At 73.0% G+C, this 21399-nt stretch carries 20 protein-coding genes; 5 read left to right on the forward strand and 15 right to left on the reverse strand.

The genetic code is table 11. The features are described from left to right. Positions 1–111 precede the first annotated feature (111 nt). From ACTMTB_RS09950 to ACTMTB_RS09970, 5 genes are all read right to left on the reverse strand, one after another. The gene (locus tag ACTMTB_RS09950; RefSeq protein ID WP_154942780.1) at positions 112–1800 is read right to left on the reverse strand and encodes a ribonuclease J; all 1689 of its coding nucleotides are present in this window, start codon (positions 1798–1800) and stop codon (positions 112–114) included. Positions 1801–1852: 52 nt separating this feature from the next. After that, on the reverse strand, positions 1853–2779 hold the full coding sequence (gene dapA / locus ACTMTB_RS09955) for a 4-hydroxy-tetrahydrodipicolinate synthase (protein WP_441144362.1): 927 nt from the start codon (positions 2777–2779) through the stop codon (positions 1853–1855). Between the two features lie 46 nt (positions 2780–2825). Next, entirely contained in the window at positions 2826–3569 is a 744-nt protein-coding gene (gene thyX / locus ACTMTB_RS09960; protein ID WP_238450723.1) for an FAD-dependent thymidylate synthase, read from the reverse strand. A gap of 200 nt (positions 3570–3769) precedes the next feature. After that, a complete protein-coding gene (locus ACTMTB_RS09965; RefSeq protein WP_441144364.1) occupies positions 3770–4447 on the reverse strand; it encodes a DUF2752 domain-containing protein in 678 nt (225 codons plus the stop codon). After that, complete coding sequence (locus ACTMTB_RS09970; RefSeq protein ID WP_441144366.1) at positions 4437–5666, reverse strand: winged helix-turn-helix domain-containing protein; 1230 nt, start codon at positions 5664–5666, stop codon at positions 4437–4439. Before ACTMTB_RS09970 ends, ACTMTB_RS09965 begins: the two co-directional genes overlap by 11 nt. 77 nt (positions 5667–5743) lie before the next feature. On the opposite strand from ACTMTB_RS09970, the gene ACTMTB_RS09975 reads away from it, so the two are divergent. After that, positions 5744–6295: an N-acetyltransferase family protein gene (locus ACTMTB_RS09975; RefSeq protein WP_441144368.1), complete on the forward strand. Its 552-nt coding sequence runs from the start codon at positions 5744–5746 to the stop codon at positions 6293–6295. Here the strand turns inward: ACTMTB_RS09975 and ACTMTB_RS09980 are convergent. Then, positions 6194–7507 carry a glycosyltransferase 87 family protein gene (locus tag ACTMTB_RS09980; protein ID WP_441144989.1) on the reverse strand — a complete coding sequence of 438 codons (1314 nt, stop codon included), beginning with the start codon at positions 7505–7507 and terminating at the stop codon, positions 6194–6196. The two genes, ACTMTB_RS09975 and ACTMTB_RS09980, sit on opposite strands and share 102 nt — an antisense overlap. Before the next feature lie 68 nt (positions 7508–7575). Beyond that, complete coding sequence (locus ACTMTB_RS09985) at positions 7576–8754, reverse strand: RNA-guided endonuclease InsQ/TnpB family protein (protein ID WP_441144370.1); 1179 nt, start codon at positions 8752–8754, stop codon at positions 7576–7578. A 281-nt stretch (positions 8755–9035) separates the two neighbouring features. Between ACTMTB_RS09985 and ACTMTB_RS09990 the strand changes: the two genes are divergently transcribed. The 3 genes from ACTMTB_RS09990 (at position 9036) to ACTMTB_RS10000 (ending at position 11218) form a co-directional block, all read left to right on the forward strand. Next, positions 9036–9617: a GNAT family N-acetyltransferase gene (locus ACTMTB_RS09990; protein ID WP_210775824.1), complete on the forward strand. Its 582-nt coding sequence runs from the start codon at positions 9036–9038 to the stop codon at positions 9615–9617. A 59-nt stretch (positions 9618–9676) separates the two neighbouring features. Beyond that, a complete protein-coding gene (locus ACTMTB_RS09995) occupies positions 9677–10681 on the forward strand; it encodes a sigma-70 family RNA polymerase sigma factor (RefSeq protein ID WP_441144372.1) in 1005 nt (334 codons plus the stop codon). Positions 10682–10837: 156 nt separating this feature from the next. Next, positions 10838–11218, forward strand: coding sequence for a VOC family protein (locus ACTMTB_RS10000; RefSeq protein WP_441144374.1), 381 nt, complete (start codon positions 10838–10840; stop codon positions 11216–11218). A 141-nt stretch (positions 11219–11359) separates the two neighbouring features. Here the strand turns inward: ACTMTB_RS10000 and ACTMTB_RS10005 are convergent, their stop codons facing one another. The 7 genes from ACTMTB_RS10005 to truB form a co-directional block, all read right to left on the reverse strand. Further along, complete coding sequence (locus tag ACTMTB_RS10005; protein ID WP_441144376.1) at positions 11360–11830, reverse strand: GNAT family N-acetyltransferase; 471 nt, start codon at positions 11828–11830, stop codon at positions 11360–11362. A gap of 110 nt (positions 11831–11940) precedes the next feature. Then, entirely contained in the window at positions 11941–12714 is a 774-nt protein-coding gene (dapB, locus tag ACTMTB_RS10010) for a 4-hydroxy-tetrahydrodipicolinate reductase (RefSeq protein WP_441144378.1), read from the reverse strand. Positions 12715–12834: 120 nt separating this feature from the next. Then, on the reverse strand, positions 12835–14202 hold the full coding sequence (locus ACTMTB_RS10015; protein ID WP_441144380.1) for a M16 family metallopeptidase: 1368 nt from the start codon (positions 14200–14202) through the stop codon (positions 12835–12837). Positions 14203–14298: 96 nt separating this feature from the next. Next, the gene (locus ACTMTB_RS10020; RefSeq protein ID WP_441144991.1) at positions 14299–16695 is read right to left on the reverse strand and encodes a polyribonucleotide nucleotidyltransferase; all 2397 of its coding nucleotides are present in this window, start codon (positions 16693–16695) and stop codon (positions 14299–14301) included. Positions 16696–16916: 221 nt separating this feature from the next. After that, entirely contained in the window at positions 16917–17186 is a 270-nt protein-coding gene (gene rpsO, locus ACTMTB_RS10025) for a 30S ribosomal protein S15 (RefSeq protein ID WP_088963411.1), read from the reverse strand. A gap of 193 nt (positions 17187–17379) precedes the next feature. After that, on the reverse strand, positions 17380–18309 hold the full coding sequence (locus ACTMTB_RS10030) for a bifunctional riboflavin kinase/FAD synthetase (RefSeq protein ID WP_441144382.1): 930 nt from the start codon (positions 18307–18309) through the stop codon (positions 17380–17382). Between the two features lie 75 nt (positions 18310–18384). Next, positions 18385–19269: a tRNA pseudouridine(55) synthase TruB gene (gene truB / locus ACTMTB_RS10035; protein ID WP_441144384.1), complete on the reverse strand. Its 885-nt coding sequence runs from the start codon at positions 19267–19269 to the stop codon at positions 18385–18387. Positions 19270–19320: 51 nt separating this feature from the next. Here truB and ACTMTB_RS10040 point away from each other — a divergent pair, with 51 nt between their 5' ends. Continuing rightward, positions 19321–19629 carry a hypothetical protein gene (locus tag ACTMTB_RS10040; protein ID WP_441144386.1) on the forward strand — a complete coding sequence of 103 codons (309 nt, stop codon included), beginning with the start codon at positions 19321–19323 and terminating at the stop codon, positions 19627–19629. A 41-nt stretch (positions 19630–19670) separates the two neighbouring features. Here ACTMTB_RS10040 and ACTMTB_RS10045 read toward each other — a convergent pair whose 3' ends face one another. Beyond that, positions 19671–20993, reverse strand: a complete 1323-nt coding sequence (locus ACTMTB_RS10045; protein WP_441144388.1) for an MATE family efflux transporter — start codon at positions 20991–20993, stop codon at positions 19671–19673. Positions 20994–21399 lie beyond the last annotated feature (406 nt).

A 21399-nucleotide genomic window follows, 5' to 3' on the forward strand; every position in this document is an offset into this window, starting at 1 on the left:
GGATCCGGACCTTTCAGCGCAGCGTGTCCGGGCGGTCACTCGCCGGGGCGTACCCGGACACGACGACGCCGGCCCACCGCGGACGGTGGACCGGCGTGCGGAGCCGGTGGGTCAGACCTCGACGACCGTCGGGACGATCATCGGGCGGCGCCGGTACTTGTCGTTGACCCAGCGCCCGACGGTGCGCCGGACGATCTGCTGGAGCTGGTGCGGGTCGGTGATGCCGTCCGCCGCGGCCCGGTTGAGCGCCTCGGTGACCAGCGGGACGACCGGGTTGAACGCCTCCGGGTCCTCGGAGAAGCCCTTCGCCGAGAGGGTGGGGCCGCCGACCACCTTGCCGGTGACCGAGTCGACCACCACGGTGGTGGCGATGAAGCCACCGTCGCCGAGGATCCGCCGCTCGGTGAGCAGCGACTCGCTGACGTCGCCGACGGCGAGCCCGTCGACGTAGACGTAGCGGCTCTTGACGTGCCCGACCAGGCTGGCCCGGCCCTCGACCAGGTCGACCACGTCGCCGTCCTCGCAGAGCACCACCCGGTCGGGGGCGACGCCGGACTCGACGCCGAGGCGGGCGTGCGCCCGCAGGTGCCGCCACTCGCCGTGCACCGGCATCAGGTTGCTCGGGCGCACCATGTTGAGCAGGTAGAGCAGCTCGCCGGCGGGGGCGTGGCCGGAGACGTGCACCTTGGCCACGTCCTTGTGCACGACCACCGCGCCGGCCCGGGCCAGCCGGTTGATCACCCGGTAGACGGAGGTTTCGTTGCCCGGCACCAGCGAGCTGGCCAGCACCACCGTGTCGCCGGGGGCGATGGTGATGTGCCGGTGGTCGCCGCTGGCCATCCGGCCGAGCGCGCTCATCGGCTCGCCCTGGGAGCCGGTGGACATCAGCAGGATCTGCTCGGGCGGCAGCGTGGTGGCCTCCTCCAGCCCGACCACCAGGCCGGGCGGGATGTTGAGCAGGCCGAGGTCGCGGGCGATGCCCATGTTGCGCACCATCGACCGGCCGATCAGCGCCACCTTGCGGCCGTGCTCGATCGCCGAGTCGAAGACCTGCTGCACCCGGTGCACGTGCGAGGCGAACGAGGCGACGATGATCCGCCCCCGCGCCTTGGCGAAGATCGAGTCGAGCACCGGCCCGATCTCGCGCTCGGGGGTGACGAAGCCGGGGATCTCCGCGTTGGTGGAGTCCGACAGCAGCAGGTCGACGCCCTCCGCGCCGAGCCGGGCGAAGCCGGCCAGGTCGGTGATCCGGCCGTCCAGCGGGAGCTGGTCCATCTTGAAGTCGCCGGTGTGCAGCACCAGCCCGGCCGGGGTGCGGATGGCCACGGCGAGGGCGTCCGGGATCGAGTGGTTGACCGCGAAGAACTCGCACTCGAACGGGCCGAGCCGCTCCCGGCCGCCCTCCCGCACGGTCAGCGTGTACGGCTGGATCCGCCGCTCGGCCAGCTTCGCCTCGACCAGGGCCAGGGTGAACTGGGAACCGACCAGCGGGATGTCCGGCTTGTGGGCGAGCAGGTACGGCACCGCGCCGATGTGGTCCTCGTGACCGTGGGTGAGCACGATCGCCTGGACGTCGTCCAGCCGGTCCAGGATCGGGCCGAAGTCCGGCAGGATCAGGTCAACGCCCGGCTGCTCGACGTCGGGGAAGAGCACCCCGCAGTCGACGATGAGCAGCTTGCCGTCGTACTCGAAGACGGTCATGTTCCGACCGATGGCGCCGAGCCCGCCGAGCGGGATGATCCGCAGGCCGCCCTCCGGCAGCGGCGGGGGCAGCTCACCCTCGATGTGCGCCTCGGTCACGCGTCCACCTCAATCTGCGACGCCGTTACCCGGCGTCCGTCGTGTCGTTCGATCATTCGGGCAGTTCCAGGCCCGCCGCGGCGCAGTCGGCGCGCAGCTGGGCGAGTTCGTCGGCGGTGGCGTCCGCCAGCGGCGGCCGCACCGGACCGGCCGGCAGGCCCTTGGCCGCCAGGCCCGCCTTCACCAGGATCACGCCCTGGGTACGGAAGATTCCGGTGAACAGCGGCAGCAGCCGCCGGTGCAGGCCGAGCGCGGTCGCCGTGTCCCCCGCGTCGTACGCCTCGATCATCTGCTTGGCGGGTGCGCCGATGAAGTGCGTCGACGTGCCCACCAGGCCGACCCCGCCGACGGCCAGCGTCGGCAGGGTGAGCGCGTCCTCCCCGCTGTAGTAGGCGAGGTCGCTGCGGCTGAGCACCCAACTGGTGGCGGTCAGGTCGCCCTTGGCGTCCTTGACCGCGACGATCCGGCCGTGCTCGGCGAGGCGCACCAGCGTGTCGGTGGCGATGGCCACCCCGGCCCGGTGCGGGATGTCGTAGAGCATGATCGGCAGCCCGGTGGCGTCGGCGACCGCGGTGAAGTGGCGCAGCAGCCCGCTCTGCGGCGGCTTGTTGTAGTACGGGGTCACCACCAGCAGGCCGTGCGCGCCCGCCTTCTCGGCCGACGCGGCCAGCTCGATGGTGTGCCGGGTGTCGTTGGTGCCCACCCCGGCGACGATCCTGGCCCGGTCGCCGACCGCCTCCACCACCGCGCGGATCAGGGTCTCCTTCTCCGCGTCCGTGGTGGTCGGCGACTCACCCGTGGTGCCGTTGAGCACCAGCGCGTCGTTGCCCTGCCCGTCGACGAGGTGGGCGGCGAGCCGTACGGCGCCGTCCAGGTCCAGCGAGCCGTCGTCGGTGAACGGGGTCACCATGGCCGTGAGCAGTCGCCCGAACGGGCGGGACGCGCCCCGATCGGGGGCGGCAAGGTGGTCGTGCGTCATGTTCACAACCTAGCGGACGACCACCGGAGAGCCGGTGGGGAAGGGCTCAGGACAGCTCGGCGTGCGGGCTGGTCGCCACCTCGGTGCCGTCGGGCAGGGTGGAGATGACGAAGTCGGCGAAGACGTTCGGGGCGACCTGCTGCAGCTGGCGCAGGCACTCCACCGCCAGCTCGCGGATCTCCACGTCGGCGTGCTCGGTGGCACGCATGGCGATGAAGTGCCGCCAGGCCCGGTAGTTGCCGGTGACCACGATCCGGGTCTCGGTGGCGTTGGGCAGCACCGCGCGGGCCGCCTGCCGGGCCTGCTTGCGCCGCAGCGTCGGGTTGGGCTCGTCGACGAAGCGCTGCTCCAGCCCCTCCAGCAGCTCGGTGTACGCCCGGACGCTCGCCTCGGCGGCCTCGACGAACTTCTTGTGCAGCTCCGGGTCCTCGGCGATCACCCGGGGCTCGACCATCGCCGCGTCCCGCTCCGGGACGTAGCGCTGGGACAGCTGGGAGTACGAGAAGTGCCGGTGCCGGATCAGCTCGTGGGTGAAGGAGCGGGAGACCCCGGTGAAGTAGAAGCTCACCGAGCCGTGTTCCAGCACGCTCAGGTGGCCCACCTCGAGGATGTGCGCCAGGTAGCCGGCGTTGGTGGCGGTCGCCGGGTTCGGCTTCTTCCAGCTCTGATAGCAGGCCCGGCCGGCGAACTCCGCCAGGGCCTGACCGCCGTCAGCGTCGGTCGACCACGGCACGTCGTCCGGGGCCTGGAACTGGGTCCATGCGATCAGCTTGACCTGGGGCTGCACCATCTCCGGCATTCCTGGGACTGTAGTTGCCCCGCACCGGTGCGCGAAAGTTGACCTCCCGGCTTTGACAGCGGCCGTGAGCTGCGAATCTTGGACAGTTTCCGCTCCGGGGGAACGACAAGTGTCCAAGATCTCGCAGACGGCACCGTCGGGACGCACGGCGGGGGGCCGCGTGGCGGCGCGGGCCGTCGGGTGCGGGGTGGTCAGACGTAGAGCGCGGTGAACGGGGCCCAGGGCAGGTTTCTCGCCACCGAGAAGGCCAGCCAGACGGCGAGGAACCCGGCGATCACCGGCGAGCTGATCCGCAGCTCGGGCAGGCGCCAGCCGAAGGCCTGCTTCCCGGCCCACGCCACGAAGAGGTACGCCAGGAAGGGCAGTGCGAACACGAAGAGGAAGTGGTGCCGGGCGGCGGCGGGCAGATCGCCGTGCAGGACGTACCAGAGGGCGCGGGTGCCACCGCAGCCCGGGCAGTCCAGGCCGGTGGTCAGCTTGAGCAGGCAGCTCGGGGCGGCGTCCGGGTCGCTGCGGGTGGGGTCGCTGACCAGCGCGTACGCCATCCCGATGCCGACGCAGCCGAGCGCCGCCAGCGGCGCCGCCCAGCGCGGGGAGCGCGCGTGCACCCGGAGCACGAACCGGGTGAGCCGGTCCGGCTCGACCTGCTGGTAGGCGCCGGGCGGCCAGGCGCCTTCGGCGTGCCCGTGCAGGTTGCCGGCACCGTGCGCGGCACCCTCGCCATCAAGTGGCTCGCCGTAAGGCGCGGCGCCGAGGTGCGGGGCGGCCACCGCGCCGGGCGGTGCGGCCTGCGGCGCGCTGGTGTCGGGCACCTGCTGACCCGGCTGACCCGCCGAACCGTCCACGCTCGTCACGCGCTCACGGTACACCGGCCACGCCCTTCAACGCGGCGGCCAGCGGATCGGCGAGATCCCCGGCGACCGGCGGGGCCACCGCGTCCAGACCGAGCCAGCCGGCGAGCCGGTACAGCTCCGCCGCCAGCGCGACGGCGGTCTCCCCCGGGTCGGCGCCCGGCTCGATCCAGGCGGCCGGCACCAGCAGCACGCCCGCCCGCCGGTCGGCCTTGAGGTCGACCCGCGCGGTGAACCGCTCCCCCTGCAGGAACGGCAGCACGTAGTAGCCGTACACCCGCTGCGGCGCGGGCACGTAGATCTCGATCCGGTAGCTGAAGTCGAAGAGCCGCTCGGTGCGGGCCCGCTCCCAGACCAGCGGGTCGAAGGGGCTGACCAGGGTGTTGCCGCGCACCCACCGGGGCAGTCGGGCGGTCGCGTGCAGCCAGGCCGGCTGCCGCCAGCCCTGCACCGTCACCGGCCGCAGCTCACCGGCCTCGACCAGCTCGGCGATCGCCTGCCGGGCACCGCCCAGCGGGAGCCGGAAGTAGTCGCGCAGCTCCGGCTCGGCGGCCACCCCGAGCGACCGCGCGGCCACCGACACCAGCGTGCGGTACGCCTCGGCGTCGGTGGGGGTGGGCGCGGCCAGGGAAGCCGCCGGCAGCACCCGCTCGGGCAGGTCGTAGCGGCGAGCGAAGGAGGTCGTCCGGTCGGCGGCGCTCACCTCCCCGGCCCAGAAGAGGAACTCCAGGGCCCGCTTCACCGCCGACCAGTTCCACCCCCAGTTGCCGGTCTCCCGGGGCGCGTCGTGCTCGATCTCGGCGGCGGTCAGCGGCCCCCGGGCGGCCACCTCGTCGCGGACCCAGGCGACGAGTTCGGGCTGCTCCTGGGCGATGCGCCGCATGCCGCCCCAGGCGTCGGAGTGGGCCTTGGCCATCCGCCAGCGCAGCGCCGCGTGCAGCCCCACCGGCACCAGCGACGCCTCGTGGCCCCAGTATTCGAAGAGCTCGCGGGGGCGGCGGTAGGCGGCGGTGTCGAGCAGCGTCGTCGGGTAGGGCCCGAGCCGGCTGTAGAGCGGCAGGTAGTGCGCCCGTTGCAGCACGTTGACCGAGTCCATCTGGATCAACCCGACCCGGTCCAGCACCCGGCGCAGGTGTCGCCGGGTGGGCACGCCGGTGGGCGCCGGGTCGGCGAAGCCCTGGGCGGCCAGCGCCACCCGCCGGGCCTGGGCGAGGGAGAGTGCTTCCGGTGCGGCCATCGTCGGGCACCCTAAACCAGCGGTACGACGCGGAGCGGACGCTGGACCGGACGCCCGGCGAGGAATAGAACGGACACATGCTCACCATCCGCCGCGAAGAGCCCGAGGACGCCGAGGCGATCGCCCGGGTGCACATCCACGGCTGGCAGGCCGGCTACGCCGGGATCATGCCCGACGAGGTGCTGCGCCGGCTCAACCCGGTGGCCTGGGCGCAAAGGCGTCGGGACCTCGGCACCGCCGACCCGGAGCACCCGTTCACCACGCTGCTCGCCGAGGTCGACGGGGTACCCGCCGGGTTCGTCACCTTCGGGCCGTACCGCAACAACCAGGACCGGGGGGACCTGGATCCGGCCTACGGCGAGGTGCTGGCGACGTACGTGGAGCCGGCGCACTGGGGTGACGGCACCGCGCGGGCGCTGCTGGCCGCGGCCCGCGACGGCCTGGCGGGCCGGGGCTGGCGGGAGTACCGGCTCTGGGTGCTGGCCGAGAACACCCGGGCCCGCCGCTTCTACGAGCGGGCCGGGCTGTCAGCGGACGGCGAGTGGTCCACCTACCCGGTGCCGCTCGCCGGTGGGCGTCCCCCGGTCCGGCTCGACGAGCTGCGGTACGCCGGCCGGCTCGACGGCTGACCCGGTTGGCTCCGGACGCCCGGCGGCCGGGCCGGCGGTGGCCGGGACGGCCCAGCGCCGGATCGGCAGCAGCATCAGCAGCGCCAGGCTGATCCAGACGTAGGTGTTGCTGCCCAGGAAGCCGTCCAGGCCGGTGAAGTCCTTCTCCCAGGCCCAGACGATCCGGCTGATCAGCAGCCCGTACGCGATGACCGCGAAGGCCAGCAGGGCGCGCCGCCGCGGACCGTGCGCGGGCGCGGCCATCGCGTTGTCGACCAGCAGGATCAGCGCGGGGATCAGCCAGACCAGGTGATGCACCCAGGTGACCGGGCTGACCAGGCACATCAGCGCGCCGGTCAGCGCCAGCCCGGTGGCCTCGTCGCCGACGGCCACCGCCGCCCGGGACCGCCAGGCCCAGATCCCGAGGGTGGCCAGGACCAGCAGCAGCCAGGCCAGGGTGCTCGGGTGGTCGGGGTCCAGCCGGGCCACCACCCCGCGCAACGACTGGTTGGAGACGAACGCCAGCTCCCCCACCCGGCTGGTGTTCCACAGCGACGAGGTCCAGAACTCCCGCGAGGCGTCCGGGAAGAGCGCGGCGGCGAGCAGGGTCGCCACCGCCGCGGCGGCCATCGAGGTGAACGCGGCCCGCCAGCGCTGGGTGATCAGCAGGTAGACGATGAAGACGCCCGGGGTCAGCTTGATCGCGGTGGCCAGCCCGATCCCCACCCCGGCCCACCGGTTGCCGGCCGGCAGCAGCCGCAGCAGGTCCAGTCCGACCAGGAAGAGCAGCAGCATGTTGACCTGGCCGAAGTTGATCGTCTCGCGCATCGGCTCGTACGCGGCGGCCAGGCAGAGCGCGACGGCCAGGGTGAACCAGCGGGACCAGCCGGCCCGCCGGGAGACCGGGTCGAGCAGCCACCAGATGAGCACCGCGCTGACCACCACGCTGGCGGCCACGCTGACGGTGATCGCCGCCGGCCAGGGCAGGTACGCCATCGGCAGCATCACCAGGGCGGCGAACGGCGGGTAGGTGAAGCCGTACTGAGTGCCGGGCTTGAGGTAGTCGTAGATCTCGCCGTGGTCGTGCACCCAGAAGGTGAGCGCGCCGTAGTAGACCTTGAGGTCGAAGAAGCCGTGCCGGACGGCCGCCACGGAGAGGAAGGCCGTCACCGCGACGGCGAGCGCGACCACCCCGGCGGCCTGTGCGGCCGTCCGCCTGGCACCCTGCGCCACCATCGTCACTCCCGCCCTGCGTAGGCTTCCGTCCCGTGACTCCTCCAGTGCCTGACGGCACCGGCTTCTCAGGCCGATTCGGCGGCCTGACGGGCAAGCCCTGCCCGCAAGATGTTAACGGCGGCGTTGACGTCGGCGTGTGCGACGTATCCGCAGGCTACGCACCGAAACCTGGCCTGGCTGGCACGGTTCTCGCCTCCGCAGTGCCCGCAGCGCGAGCATGTGCGGGACGTGTTACGGGGAGCCACCTCAACGACGGTTCGTCCGGCACTTTCAGCCTTGACGTGCAGCACGTTGAGGAACACCCCCCATCCAGCGTCAAGAATGCTCCGGTTCAATCCGGACTTCTGCGCGACATTGCGGCCAGGCGATTCAGCAGTTCCCGACGCCGAACGCGTCATGTTGAGAATCTGAAGACCTTCGTGGGCGATCAGGTCATGCTGTGTGATGAGCCGGCGCGCGGTCTTGTGAGCGTGGTCGAGACGCTGGCGACGCACCTTCCGGTGGAGGGCTCCGACTCGCTCTCGCGCCTTGCGCCGTCGGTTCGAGCCACGTCTACAGCGGCTCAAGGCTCGCTGAGCAATGGCGAGGTTCTCTGCCGACGCGTCGAGGTGGCGTGGGTTTGCTACCTGAATTCCTTCAGACGTGGTCAGAAAGGAGGCCACGCCCATGTCGATACCGACCTGCGACCCGGTAGCAGGCAGCGGCTCAGCAGGCACCTCGTCGCAGGACAGAACAAGAAACCAACGCTGTCCCTCCCGCCTGACTGCGATCGTCTTGACCTGACCCGCAACTCTACGATGAGTGTGGACTCGGACATGGCCGATGCCTTGGAGATAGACGCGCCTGGGCCCGGACCCGGAGGCGGAGTCCCAGCGACAACCGTCCCGATCCTTCGGCCACTCCACAGTGTCGAACCGTCCGGGGCCCTTGAAGCGCGGATAGCCGGGCTTCTCGGCGGCCCTGATTCTGCGGAAGAACGCCGCGAAAGCCTTGTCGAGGCGCCGCAATGTGGCCTGCTGAGAGGAGAAAGACCAACGCCCCTGCCCATCGGGGTCGGCGCGTCGGATGTCCTTGAGCTGCGAGGACTGCTCACTGTAACGCACAGTCTTCCCAGCTTTTCGGTATCCCTCCCGACGCTCCTCGAGGGCAGCGTTGTAGAGAAGACGATGGTCGTTGAGGCAGGACTTCAACGCGGAGGACTGGCGGCGCGTCGGGCGCAACAGGAACCTGTAGGCCCGTCTCACGATTCCGGCTCACGCAACAGCCGTTCGACTAGGCCATCCGCATACCGCAGCGACATCAGTACGCGCACTGAATCGCCGATGCTCGCTGAACGGAGCGCCGACCTGTCCCGGCAGGTCCCGCAGCACGCGACGTGCCAGTGGAGGTTAGGCCTCATGTTAAGAAACCCCTGCACCTCGCGAGCCATGCGCAAATCATACCGGGTCGACACATCTGCAGCGGAAGGGAGGGAGCGCGGATTCGTCCTGCGCCTCAGGGTGCAAACTTCGTCCGCGCGACAATAATGGCCATGGGATACGTCCGCCCGGCGCGTCCCGAGGACGCCGGCGAGATCGCACGAATCCAGCTCGCGACCTGGCGGGTCGCCTATCGCCGGATCCTGCCCCGGCACGTGCTCGACAACCTGGACGAGGCATGGCTCGCCCGGCGGTGGAGCGCGGCGGTGCAGGAGCCGCCCTCCGGCGCGCACCGCGTGCTGGTCGCCGTCGAACAGGCCGAGCAATCCTATCTGGTGGGGTTCGCCGCCTCCGGCCCGGCGGACGCCGAGGCGCTCGCCCCGGGTGAGCCGGCCGAGGCGCTGGCCGAGGGCGTGGCCGCGGTGACGGACCTGCTGGTCGAGCCCCGCTGGGGCCGGCGCGGGCACGGCAGCCGGCTGCTCGCGGCCACCGTGGACCTGTGGCGCACCGACGGCTTCGACCGGGCGGTGGCCTGGGCGTTCGACGGCGACGAGGCGACCCGGAAGTTCCTCACCTCCACCGGCTGGGAGCCGGACGGCGCAGCGCGGGCGCTGGACGTCGACGACATGCTCGTTCCCCAGGTCCGGCTGCACGTCGCGGTCCCGGCCGAGCCGGTCGCCACCGACTGAGCGGCGGCCGGCGCGCGCCGTCGGCCACCGGTGTCGGGGGCCTCGCCTACGGTGGCCGCATGACCGCACCGACGGCGAGACCCGACGCGGGCCCGAACCGGGCCGCCCCCGGCGCGCGTCCGGCGGCCGACCCCGCCGGCCTGGAGGGGTTCCGCGTCGAGCTGACCGGCTACGCCTACCGGATGCTCGGTTCGGTCTTCGACGCCGAGGACGCGGTGCAGGAGACGATGCTGCGGGCCTGGCGCGGCCTCGACCGCTTCGACGGACGGTCCAGCCTGCGCACCTGGCTCTACCGGATCGCCACCAACGTCTGCCTGGACCTGCTGCGGGGCCAGGGCCGGCGGGCCCTGCCGATGGATCTCGGGGTGCCGTCCGCCCCGGTGGCGACGGCGCTCGGCGCGCCCGGGTCGGGCCGGGAGTGGCTGGAGCCGGCGCCGGACGCCGTCGTCCTTCCCGAGGACCCGGCCGAGCTGGCGGTGACCCGCGAGTCGGTCCGGCTGGCCTTCGTCGCGGCGTTGCAGCACCTGCCGCCACGGCAGCGCGCGGTGCTGATCCTGCGGGACGTGCTGCGCTGGCGGGCCGGCGAGGTCGCCGAGCTGCTCGACACCACCGTCGCCGCGGTGACCAGCGCTTTGCAGCGGGCCAGGGCCACGCTGGCCGACCGGGAGGCGGCCGCGCCGGCCCCCGTGCTGGACCGGGAGCACCGGAAGCTGCTCGACCGCTACGTCCAGGTCTTCGAGCGGTACGACATCGACGCCCTGGTCGCACTGCTGCGCGAGGACGCGGTGCACGCCATGCCGCCGTATCCGGTGTGGCTGCGGGGGGCGGCCGACATCGGCCGGTGGCTGGCCGGGCCGGGCGCCGGTTGCCAAGGTTCCCGGCTGCTGCCGGTGGCCGCCAACGGCGGGCCGGCCCTCGCGCAGTTCCGGCCCGACCCGGCCGGCGGCCACCGCGCGTTCTCGATCCAGCTGGTGGAGTCCTCCGGCGGTCGGATCACCCGGCTCACCCATTTCCTCCAGCCGCGGCTCTTCCCGCTGTTCGGCCTGCCCGACCGGCTGCCCTGAGCGGTACGGCGCCGGCGGGCCCGGGTCCGAACCGATGAGTTCCGGCCGGCGCCGGAGTCCATCCCAGGACAGCGCCCCGTCGGCGGAGGACCATGACCGGGACGGCAGCCACCCGGCGACGGTCATGCCGCCGGCCACGCAGGAACGGAGACCAGCATGTTCACGGACACCTTGGCGTTCAGTTCGTTCTCGGTGGACGACATCGGACGCGCCGAGCAGTTCTACGCCGACACCCTCGGCCTGCGGGTGTCGCGCGACGACAAGATGGGCGGCTTGCTGACCCTGCACATCGCCGGGGACCGGCCGGTGCTCGTGTATCCGAAGGCGGACCACGAGCCGGCCCGGCACACCGTGCTGAACTTCCCGGTGCCGGACGTCGACCGGGCCGTCGACGAGCTGACCGCGCGGGGCGTGCGGTTCGCCCGCTACGAGGGGATGGGCCAGGACGAGAAGGGCGTGATGCGCGGCAAAGGGCCAACGATCGCCTGGTTCACCGATCCGGCCGGCAACATCCTGTCGGTGCTCGCGCAGGACTGACCCGGTGTGGCGGCTCCCGGCGCCGGCCGGGAACCGCCACCGGCGGGGTCAGCCCTTCTCGGCCGAACGGCCGGGCCGCCCTGCGTCCCCTGGCCGGCCCGGAGCTGGGCGCCGGCTCCGTGCAGGGCCTGCGCGACGGGGTCAGGAGGTGAGCTCGGCGACCAGTTCGTCGTCCTCCACCGCACCGGTCGGAGCGAAGCCGAGGGAGGTGTAGAGGCGGGCCGCCGGGGTGTTGTCGGGGTGGTACGAGAGGCGGACCACGCTGCCACCGTCCTGCGCGGCGAGCCAGTCGGCCAGGGTGCGGACGGTGGCCCGACCGACGCCCCGGTCCTGTTCGCCGGCGGCGATCACCATGCCGCCGATCCAGCGGGAGCCGTCGTCGTCCACCCCCCACATGGCGTGTCCGACCACCGTCTCGTCGGCGTAGACGGCCAGCGAGGTCCACCCGTCGGAGCGCATGGTCAGCACCAGGTAGCGGGCGGCCAGGGCGGGTACCCAGGCGCGCTGGTCGTCGCGGGGCGCCACGTCGGCGACATCCCGCCAGTTGTGGTCGTCGACCGGCCGCAGCGTGATGTGACGTCCGGCCCGGTCGCGCAGCCCTGAATCGATCATGACGGTCAGCCTAGGTCCCGGCTGGACCGGGTGACGAGCCGTTTCACCCGGTGCCGCACCGGCCGGTCGTGCTCATCCGGCCCGCGGCACGGGCCGGCCCGGGAGGACGCTCAGTCGAGCAGCGTGTCCAGGCCGATGGTCAGGCCCGGGCGGGTACGCACCGCGCGGACGGCCAGCAGCACGCCGGGCATGAACGAGGCCCGGTCGTACGAGTCGTGCCGGATGGTCAGCGTCTCGCCGGTGGTGCCGAAGAGCACCTCCTGGTGGGCGACCAGCCCGGTGGCCCGCACGGCGTGCACGCGTACCCCGTCGATGTCGGCGCCGCGCGCACCCGGCACCTCGTCGGAGGTGGCGTCCGGCGACGGGCCGAGACCGGCGTCGGCGCGCGCCTGGGCGATCCGGCGGGCGGTGTGGGTGGCGGTGCCGCTGGGGGCGTCGAGCTTGCGCGGGTGGTGCTGTTCGATGATCTCGACGGACTCGAAGTGCCGGGCGGCCCGCGCGGCGAACTGCATCATCAGCACCGCGCCGATGCCGAAGTTCGGGGCGATCACCACGCCGACGCCCGGCTTGCGCTCCAGCCAACCGCGCACCCGCTCGATCCGCTGCTCGGTGAAGCCGGTGGTGCCGACCACCGCGCTGATGCCCTGGTCGATGCACCAGTGCAGGTTGTCCATGACGACGTCCGGGGTGGTGAAGTCGACGACCACCTCGGCGCCCGCGTCGGAGGCGTTGAACAGCCAGTCGCCCTGGTCGACCATCGCCACCAGGTCCATGTCGGAGGCCGCGTCGACCGCCTTGCACACCTCGACGCCCATCCGGCCCCGGGCACCCAGCACGCCGACCCGGATCGGCTCGTCCAGGCTCTTCTCCTGCTCGTCAGTCACGGGGCACAACCTATCCCAATCGGGACGCGGTCACCCGCCGGGACCACCCACGTCCCACGGGACGACGGTGATCCACGCGCGGCGCACCGGCACGCACGCCGGCACCGCCGACCAGGCGGGTCAGGCGGAGAAGTCGTGCTCGCCGAACGGGCCGACCACGGCCAGGGACATCGACCGGCTCAGCAGCTCGGCGGCGAGCGCGTTCACGTCCGCCAGGGTGACCGCGTCGACCCTGGTGAGCAGCTCGTCCACCGGCATCAGGTCGCCGTAGAGCAGCTCCCCCTTGGCCAGCCGGCTCATCCGCGAGCCGGTGTCCTCCAGGCCCAGCACGAACGATCCCTTGCTCATGCCCTTGCCCCGGGCCAGCTCGGCCTCGGTGATCCCCTCGGCGGCCACCCGGGCCAGCTCGGCGCGGGTCAGCGCCAGCACCTCGTCCACCTTGCCGGGCGCGCAGCCGGCGTAGACGGCGAAGAGGCCGCTGTCGGCGTACTGGCTGGCGTACGAGTAGACCGAGTAGGCCAGGCCCCGCTGCTCGCGGATCTCCTGGAACAGCCGGCTGGACATGCCGCCGCCGAGGACGTTGTTGAGCACGCCGAGGGCGAAGCGCCGCTCGTCGAGGCGGTCGATGCCGGGGCAGCCGAGGATGACGTGCGCCTGCTCGGACTCCTTCGGCTCCACCAGGGTGGCGGCCGGCCTGGTGCGTACCGCCGGGGTGGCCGGCCGGTGCGGAGCCGGCCCGGCCGGTTCGGTGTCCAGCGGGGTGCCGCGCAGCGCCTGGCGGACCAGCTTGACCACGGTGGCGTGGTCCAGGTTGCCGGCGGCGGCGATGACGATCTGCGGCGCGGTGTACCGGCGCCGGTAGAAGCTGTGGATCTGCCGCCGGGTCATCGGGGTGACCGTCTCCTCGGTGCCGGAGATGAGCCGGCCCAGGGGGTGGTCGCCGTAGACGGCGCGGGCGAAGAGGTCGTGCACCTCGTCGCCGGGCTCGTCGTCGTGCATGGCGATCTCTTCGAGGATGACGCCGCGCTCGGTCTCCACGTCGGCCGCCTCGATCACCGAGTCGGCCACGAGGTCGCACATGACGTCGATCGCCAGCGGCAGGTCCTCGTCCAGCACGCGGGCGTAGTAGCAGGTGTATTCCTTGGTGGTGAAGGCGTTGGTCTCGCCGCCCACCGCCTCGATCTCCGAGGAGATCTCCAGCGCGCCGCGCTTGTGGGTGCCCTTGAAGAGCAGGTGCTCCAGGAAGTGCGCCGCGCCGGCCTGCGGGCCGGTCTCGTCCCGCGAGCCGACCGCCACCCAGATGCCGAACGAGACGCTGCGCATCGCCGGGATCGCCTCGGTGAGCACGCGCAACCCGCTGGGCAGCACGGTACGGCGTACCGTGCCGCCCAGCGGGTCGTCACTCAGCGTGCGGGTGACCGCCCGGCCCGACCCGGCACGACCGGATTGCGTCCCGGTGGCGTGCCGGACGGCTCCGGACGGTCCCACCCCCCGTCGAGCCGCAGGAAAAGACGAACGCTGGGCCCGACTCACGGAAACCTGCTCTCAGTTGACGAGGGGTGGGTGGTGCTGTGGCGCGGCGGGTCAGCTGTGCCGGGTCCGGCGACGCGGGCGCTCGCCACCCTCGCCACCCTCGCCGCCCTCGCCGCCGCCCTGGGGCCGGTCGCCGCGCTCCGGGGCACGACCGCCCCGGTCGCCGCCCCGGTCGCCACGGTCGCGCGGGCCACGGTCACCGCCACGGTCGCCGCCCCGGCCGGCCGTACGCTCGCCACCGGCGGCCTCGCCGGCGGCCGGCGCCTCGGCGCCCTCCGGGCGGACCTTGTCCAGGTAGATCTTGCCGCGGGCGTCGATGTCCGCGATCTCGACCTCGACCTTGTCGCCGACGTTGAGGAAGTCCTCGACCTTCTCGACCCGCTTGCCGTCGCCCACCTTGGAGATGTGCAGCAGGCCGTCGCGGCCCGGCAGCAGCGAGACGAACGCGCCGAACGCGGCCGTCTTGACCACCGTGCCGAGGAACCGCTCCCCCACCTTCGGCAGGGTCGGGTTGGCGATGCCGTTGATCCGGTCCACCGCGGCCTGGGCCGACGGGCCGTTGGTCGCGCCGACGTAGATCGTGCCGTCGTCCTCGATGGAGATCTCGGCGCCGGTCTCGTCCTGGATGGCGTTGATGGTCTGGCCCTTCGGGCCGATCACCATGCCGATCTTGTCGACCGGGATCTTGACCGTGGTGACCCGCGGCGCGTAGTCCGACATCTCGGCCGGAGCCTCGATCGCCGCCTGCATCACGTCGAGGATCGTCTGCCGGGCCTCGTGCGCCTGCTGGAGCGCGGCGGCCAGCACGTCCGACGGGATGCCGTCGAGCTTGGTGTCGAGCTGCAGCGCGGTGACGAAGTCCCGGGTGCCGGCGACCTTGAAGTCCATGTCACCGAACGCGTCCTCGGCACCGAGGATGTCGGTCAGCGTCACGTACTGGGTCTTGCCCTCGACCTCGTCGGAGATGAGGCCCATGGCGATGCCGGCGACCGGCGCCTTCAGCGGCACACCGGCTGCCAGCAGGCCCAGCGTCGAGGCGCAGACCGAACCCATCGAGGTGGAGCCGTTGGAGCCGAGCGCCTCGGAGACCTGCCGGATGGCGTACGGGAACTCCTCGCGCGCCGGCAGCACCGGGATCAGCGCCCGCTCGGCGAGCGCGCCGTGGCCGATCTCGCGCCGCTTCGGCGAACCGACCCGGCCGGTCTCACCGGTCGAGTACGGCGGGAAGTTGTAGTTGTGCATGTAGCGCTTGGACTTCTCCGGGGAGAGGGTGTCCAGCGACTGCTCCATGCGCAGCATGTTCAGCGTGGTGACGCCCAGGATCTGGGTCTCGCCCCGCTCGAACAGCGCCGAGCCGTGCACCCGGGGCAGCACGCCGACCTCGGCGGTCAGCGGGCGGATGTCGCGCGGGCCGCGGCCGTCGATGCGGATCTGCTCGCGCAGCACCCGGTTGCGGACCTCGGACTTGGTCAGCGACCGGAAGGCGGCGCTGAGCTCCTTTTCCCGGCCCTCGAAGCGACCACCGAGCTCCTCGGCGACCCGGGCCTTGACCCGGTCCAGGGCCTCCTCGCGGGCGGCCTTGCCGGCGATGGTGAGCGCCTCGGCCACGTCGGCGCGGGCCACCTCGGCCACCGCCGCGTACACGTCGTCCTGGTAGTCCAGGAAGACCGGGAACTCGGCGACCGGCTTGGCGGCCACCTCGGCCAGCTCGCTCTGCGCGCGGCACAGCTCGCGGATGGCCGGCTTGGCGGCCTCCAGGCCGCTGGCCACGACCTCCTCGGTCGGGGCCGGGGCACCGCCGGCGACCAGCGCCACGGTGTGCTCGGTGGCCTCGGCCTCGACCATCATGATCGCGACGTCGCCGTCGGGCAGGGCGCGGCCGGCCACCACCATGTCGAAGGTGGCCCGGGCCAGCTCGTCGATGGTCGGGAAGGCGACCCACTGGCCGTCGACGTGCGCCATCCGGGTAGCCCCGATCGGGCCGGAGAAGGGCAGGCCGGAGAGCTTGGTCGACATCGAGGCGGCGTTGATCGCCACCACGTCGTACGGGTGCTGCGGGTCGAGCGCGAGGACGGTCTCGACGACCTGGACCTCGTTGCGCAGGCCCTTGACGAACGACGGGCGCAGCGGCCGGTCGATCAGCCGGCAGGTGAGGATCGCGTCCTCGCTGGGGCGTCCCTCACGGCGGAAGAACGAGCCGGGGATCCGGCCCGCGGCGTACATCCGCTCCTCGACGTCGACGGTCAGCGGGAAGAAGTCGAACTGCTCCTTCGGCTGCTTGCCGGCGGTGGTGGCGGAGAGGACCACGGTCTCGCCCAGTTGGGCGACGACCGAACCGGCGGCCTGACGGGCCAGCCGGCCGGTGGAGAAGGTGATCTCACGGGTGCCGAAGGACCCGTTGTCGATCACGGCGGTACGGGATTCGGTGCCGAGGTTGGTCTCGGTCATGGTGCTGTCGTGCTCCTTCGCGTCGGGGGCCCACGACACGGGAGCTGCTCAGACGGCCGGTCTTCGATCGAAGCGCCCGGGTGACCGGCGTGATGCCGGGGTGCCCGGAGGCCACTACCGGAGACCGGTACGCTGACCGGCTCCCTCTCGGGTGGTCGCGCGGCCCTGTTCTTCAGTGGTACCGGAACGGGGGAGCGGCCGCAGGCCACTCCCCCGTCACGTCACCGGCGCAGACCGAGTCGCTCGATGAGCGACCGGTAGCGGTTGATGTCCTTCTTCTGGACGTAGTTGAGCAGCCGACGGCGCCGGCCGACCAGCAGCAGCAGCCCACGGCGGCTGTGGTGGTCGTGCTTGTGCACCTTCAGGTGCTCGGTCAGCTCGGCGATCCGCTTGGTGAGGACCGCGACCTGCACCTCCGGCGAACCGGTGTCGCCCTCGGCGGTCGCGTACTCCGCGCGGATCGTGGCCTTGGCTTCCTGGTCGAGCGCCATGTTCTCCCTGTTTCGGTGGGTTGATCACTGGTGTCCGTCGAACCGGTCAGGAGACCGGAACGGACCGGTACCTCGCACCCGCGGCGTCGTGCAGGCACGCGAGGCCCCACGTCGGTCAGCCGACGTCCCCGCCAGACTACCAGTCCGACCCGGTCCCATCCGGTCAAGGTCGGCAAAGCCGCCCGTGGCGCGCTCAGCCGACCGCCCGGCGGGTCCGCTCGACGTCCTCGGCGATCTGCGCCACGAGGGGCTCGATGCCGTCGTACCGGCGCTGCTCCCGCAGGTGCGCGACGAAGTCCAGGGCCAGCCGCTCGCCGTACAGGTCGCCGGAGAAGTCCAGCGCGTACGCCTCCACCCGCCGCTCCCGGCCGGAGAAGGTCGGGTTGGTGCCGATCGACACCGCCGCCGCCAGGGGCTGCCGCTGCCCCCGGCGCACCAGCCGGGCGGCGTACACCCCGTCGGCGGGGACCGCCGCGTACCGGTGGCGGAGCAGGTTGGCGGTGGGGTAACCCAGCTCACGTCCGCGCTGGTCGCCGCGGACCACCACCCCCTCCAGCCGGTGCGGGCGGCCCAGCGCGGCGGCCGCGGCGGCCACGTCGCCCGCGTCGACGCAGGAGCGGATGTACGTCGAGGAGAAGACGGTGCCCGCCTCGGCCACCAGCGGCGCGCCCTCCACCCCGAAGCCGAAGGTGCGGCCGAGCCGGGTCAGCAGCGCCACGTCACCGGCCGCCCGGTGCCCGAACCGGAAGTTGTCCCCCACCACGACCAGCGCGGCGTGCAGGTGCTCGACCAGGACGTCGTGCACGAACGCCTCCGCCGGCAGCCGGGAGAACTCCGGGGTGAACGGCACCACGCAGAGCACGTCGACGCCGAGGGCCTCGATCAGTTCCGCCTTGCGGGCGGGCTCGGTGAGCACGGCGGGGTGCGAGCCCGGGCGGACCACCTCCGCCGGATGCGGGTCGAAGGTGACCACCACCGACTTCAGGCCCAGCTCCCGGGCCCGGGCAACGGCGTGTCCGATGGTCGCCTGGTGCCCCTTGTGCACGCCGTCGAAGACGCCGATGGTGACGACCGAACGCCCCCAGCCACCGGGCGCCGCGTCGTACCCCCGCCACCGCTGCATGCCGCTCCTCCCCTGCTTCCCCGGCCTCGCCGGGTACCCGCGCCGGCCGCGCGACCGGCGCACCCGCCACCGCCGTCAGGCCGGGGCGAGCACGATCTCCGCGCGGGCCCGGCCGTCCCGCTCGCTGACGATAGCGATCAGGCCGCCGTCGGGACCGAAGACCGCGTACGGCCCGGCGATGCCGGCCGCGTCGAGCGGCCCGCCGTGGGAGAGCACCTTCGCCTCGTCGGCGCTGGCCTCCCGACGCGGGAAGAACCGGTCGGCGGCCGCGTCGAGCGGCAGGTTGACCACCTCGGGGGCGCGCTGCTCCAACTCGTCGAGGGTGGCGGCCTCGGTCAGCCGGAAGCCACCCACCGCGGTACGCCGCAGCGCGGTCAGGTGTCCACCCACCCGCAGCGCCAGGCCCGCGTCCCGCGCGATGGCCCGGATGTACGTCCCGGACGAGCAGGTCACGTCGATGTCCACGTCCAGCACGTCGGGGGCGTCCCGGCGGACGGCCAGCACGTCGAGGCGGGAGATGGTGACCCGCCGGGCGGGCAGCTCGACGCTCTCGCCCTCGCGTACCCGCTTGTAGGCGCGCTGCCCATTGATCTTGATGGCGCTGACCGCGCTGGGCACCTGGTCGACCTCGCCGGCGAGCGCGGCGAACGCCGCCCGGACCGCCTCGTCGGTGAGCTGGCCGGCCGGGGTGGTGGCGATCACGTCGCCCTCGGCGTCGTCGGTGACGGTGGCCTGCCCGAGCCGCACGGTGCCGGTGTAGCTCTTGCCGGCGCCGATCACGTACGTCAGCAGCCGGGTCGCCCGGCCCACCCCGATCACCAGCACGCCGGTGGCCATCGGGTCGAGCGTGCCACCGTGCCCCACCCGCCGGGTCCGCGCCAGCCGGCGGATCCGCGCCACCACGTCGTGCGACGTCATGCCGCCCGGCTTGTCCACCACGATCAGCCCGTCACCGCTCACGACCGCCAAGCCTGCCAGACGGGGTCGCCGGCGCCGTCACCGCACGGCACAATGCCCCTCGCATCCCCACCACCGTCCCCGGAGTCCCGAGCCGCCGACGAGCCGGTCCGCCTGCCGTCCTGGATGGCCGAGACCGGGTCGGAGCAGGAGCTGACCGGCGCGGAACGCCGCCGGCTGACCTGGGCGCGGCACCGCGGCAAGCTCGGCGCGGGCTTCCTCGTGGGCGTCGCCGTGCTCCTGGTCGCGCTGACGATCGTGGTCGGCGTCGCCGTCGTCCGGCTGGTCGGCGGGGAGGCGCCACCGGTGACGCCGCCCACCGGAACCGCCGGCGCGGGGCAGGACGGCAGCACCGACAGCTAGGCCACGTCCCGCCACGCGGCACCGCACCCGGGCCAGTCCGGTCAGCGGACCGCGCCGGTCACCGCCCACCCGCCCGTGCGCAGCCGCAGCAGCAGCGCGACCAGCCGGATCACGATGAACAGGGTCAGCCCGGCCCAGATCCCGCCGAGCCCCAGGTCGAGCCCGTGGGCGAGCCAGATCGCCGGCAGGAAGCCGCCGAGCGCCGCGACGATGGTCAGGTTGCGCAGGTAGCGCACGTCCCCGGCGCCGATGAGCACGCCGTCGAGGGCGAACACCACGCCGGCCAGCGGCTGCATTGCCACGAACCAGGGCCAGGCCACCATGGCCTGCTCGCGTACCTGCGGATCGGAGCTGAACCAGGACGGCACCACGCCGGCCCCGGCGGCGATCAGCACCGCGAAGCCGATGCCGGCGACGCCGCCGAGCAGCGCGAACCGGCGGGCGAGGGCCCGCGCCCCGGCGGCGTCGCCGGCCCCGAGCGCGGCGCCGATCAGCGCCTGGGCCGCGATGGCGAGGGCGTCGAGCACCAGCGCGGTGAAGAACCACAGTTGCAGGGCGATCTGGTGGGCGCCGACGGCGGCGGCGCCGAACCGTGCGGCGACCGCGGTGGCGGAGAGGAAGCTGGCCTGGAACGCGACGCCCCGGACCAGCAGGTCGCGGCTGAGCGCCAGCTGCTGCCGGATCAGCCGGGGCCGGGGACGCAGGGAGACCCGCTCGCGGACCAGCGCCGCGGCGAAGAGCGCGCCGGAGACGGTCTGGGCGACGGCGTTGGCCACCGCCGAGCCGGCCAGCCCGAGCCCGGCCGGGTACACCAGCAGCGGGCAGAGCAGCGCGGAGAGCAGATTGGGCGCGAGCACGAAGACCAGCGGGCGGCGGGTGTCCTGGATGCCGCGCAACCAGCCGTTGCCGGCGGCGGCGAGGAGCAGCCCAGGCGCGCCGAGCGCCGCGATCCGCAGCCACTGCGCGGCCGCGCCGGCCACGTCGTCACCACCCCCGGCGAGGGTACGCGCCAGCGCCCCGCCGCCGACCTGCATGACGAGCGCGACGAGCACGCCCACCCCGAGGGCGAGCCAGGACGCCTGCACGCCCTCGGCCACCGCCGCCGCCCGGTCGCCGGAACCGAACCGCCGGGCCGCCCGTCCGGTGATCCCGTACGCGAGCACGGTGCCCAGCCAGGCGGTGAGGGTCATCACGGTGCCGCCGACGGCCAGCGCGGCGAGCGGCACCCGGCCGAGGTGCCCCACCACGGCCGTGTCGACCAGCACGTAGAGCGGTTCGGCGGCGAGCACCACCAGCGCGGGCAGGGCGAGGGCGGCGATCCGGCGCGGCGGCGCGATCGCGGTGGCGGTGGCGGTCTGACTCATCGCCGCCGATCCTGGCACGGGAGAGGTAAGGATCGCAAGACCATTCATCGCTTACGCCTACGGCGGCTTCGGGTCGCTCGTCTCCGGGCTGGCGGCTCGCCCGGACACGGTGCGGCTCGACTGACCCGGCGGCTCAGCCGGTGGGCATCGCGGGGAGGACAGACCCGGCGGGCTGGACGCCACGGAGATCGAGTGGGCTCGCGACCAGCAGGCCGACCGCGCCGACCGGCGGCGGTCCCTCGGCTTCGGCCCCTGGACACGGCCGAGTGATCCACTCCAGATGCGGCGTGTCGCGGTGTCCCCGCTCCGGGAGACCGCGACACGCCGCATTCCGTGTCGATCACGCCCCGGAATCGAGCCGCCGGGTCCGCCGGGTCCGCCGGGTCCGCCGGCCGTCGACCGACGG

The sequence above is a fragment of the Micromonospora sp. L32 genome (assembly GCF_052068055.1).
Lineage (GTDB): Bacteria > Actinomycetota > Actinomycetes > Mycobacteriales > Micromonosporaceae > Micromonospora > Micromonospora purpureochromogenes.

Coding starts and splice junctions, on each gene's coding strand:
- dapA (WP_441144362.1), bottom strand. CDS start 2,779: ATGACGCACGACCACCTTGCCGCCCCCGATCGGGGCGCGTCCCGCCCG.
- thyX (WP_238450723.1), bottom strand. CDS start 3,569: ATGGTGCAGCCCCAGGTCAAGCTGATCGCATGGACCCAGTTCCAGGCC.
- ACTMTB_RS09970 (WP_441144366.1), bottom strand. CDS start 5,666: ATGGCCGCACCGGAAGCACTCTCCCTCGCCCAGGCCCGGCGGGTGGCG.
- ACTMTB_RS09975 (WP_441144368.1), top strand. CDS start 5,744: ATGCTCACCATCCGCCGCGAAGAGCCCGAGGACGCCGAGGCGATCGCC.
- ACTMTB_RS09990 (WP_210775824.1), top strand. CDS start 9,036: ATGGCCATGGGATACGTCCGCCCGGCGCGTCCCGAGGACGCCGGCGAG.
- ACTMTB_RS09995 (WP_441144372.1), top strand. CDS start 9,677: ATGACCGCACCGACGGCGAGACCCGACGCGGGCCCGAACCGGGCCGCC.
- ACTMTB_RS10000 (WP_441144374.1), top strand. CDS start 10,838: ATGTTCACGGACACCTTGGCGTTCAGTTCGTTCTCGGTGGACGACATC.
- ACTMTB_RS10005 (WP_441144376.1), bottom strand. CDS start 11,830: ATGATCGATTCAGGGCTGCGCGACCGGGCCGGACGTCACATCACGCTG.
- ACTMTB_RS10020 (WP_441144991.1), bottom strand. CDS start 16,695: ATGACCGAGACCAACCTCGGCACCGAATCCCGTACCGCCGTGATCGAC.
- rpsO (WP_088963411.1), bottom strand. CDS start 17,186: ATGGCGCTCGACCAGGAAGCCAAGGCCACGATCCGCGCGGAGTACGCG.
- ACTMTB_RS10030 (WP_441144382.1), bottom strand. CDS start 18,309: ATGCAGCGGTGGCGGGGGTACGACGCGGCGCCCGGTGGCTGGGGGCGT.
- ACTMTB_RS10040 (WP_441144386.1), top strand. CDS start 19,321: ATGCCCCTCGCATCCCCACCACCGTCCCCGGAGTCCCGAGCCGCCGAC.
- ACTMTB_RS10045 (WP_441144388.1), bottom strand. CDS start 20,993: ATGAGTCAGACCGCCACCGCCACCGCGATCGCGCCGCCGCGCCGGATC.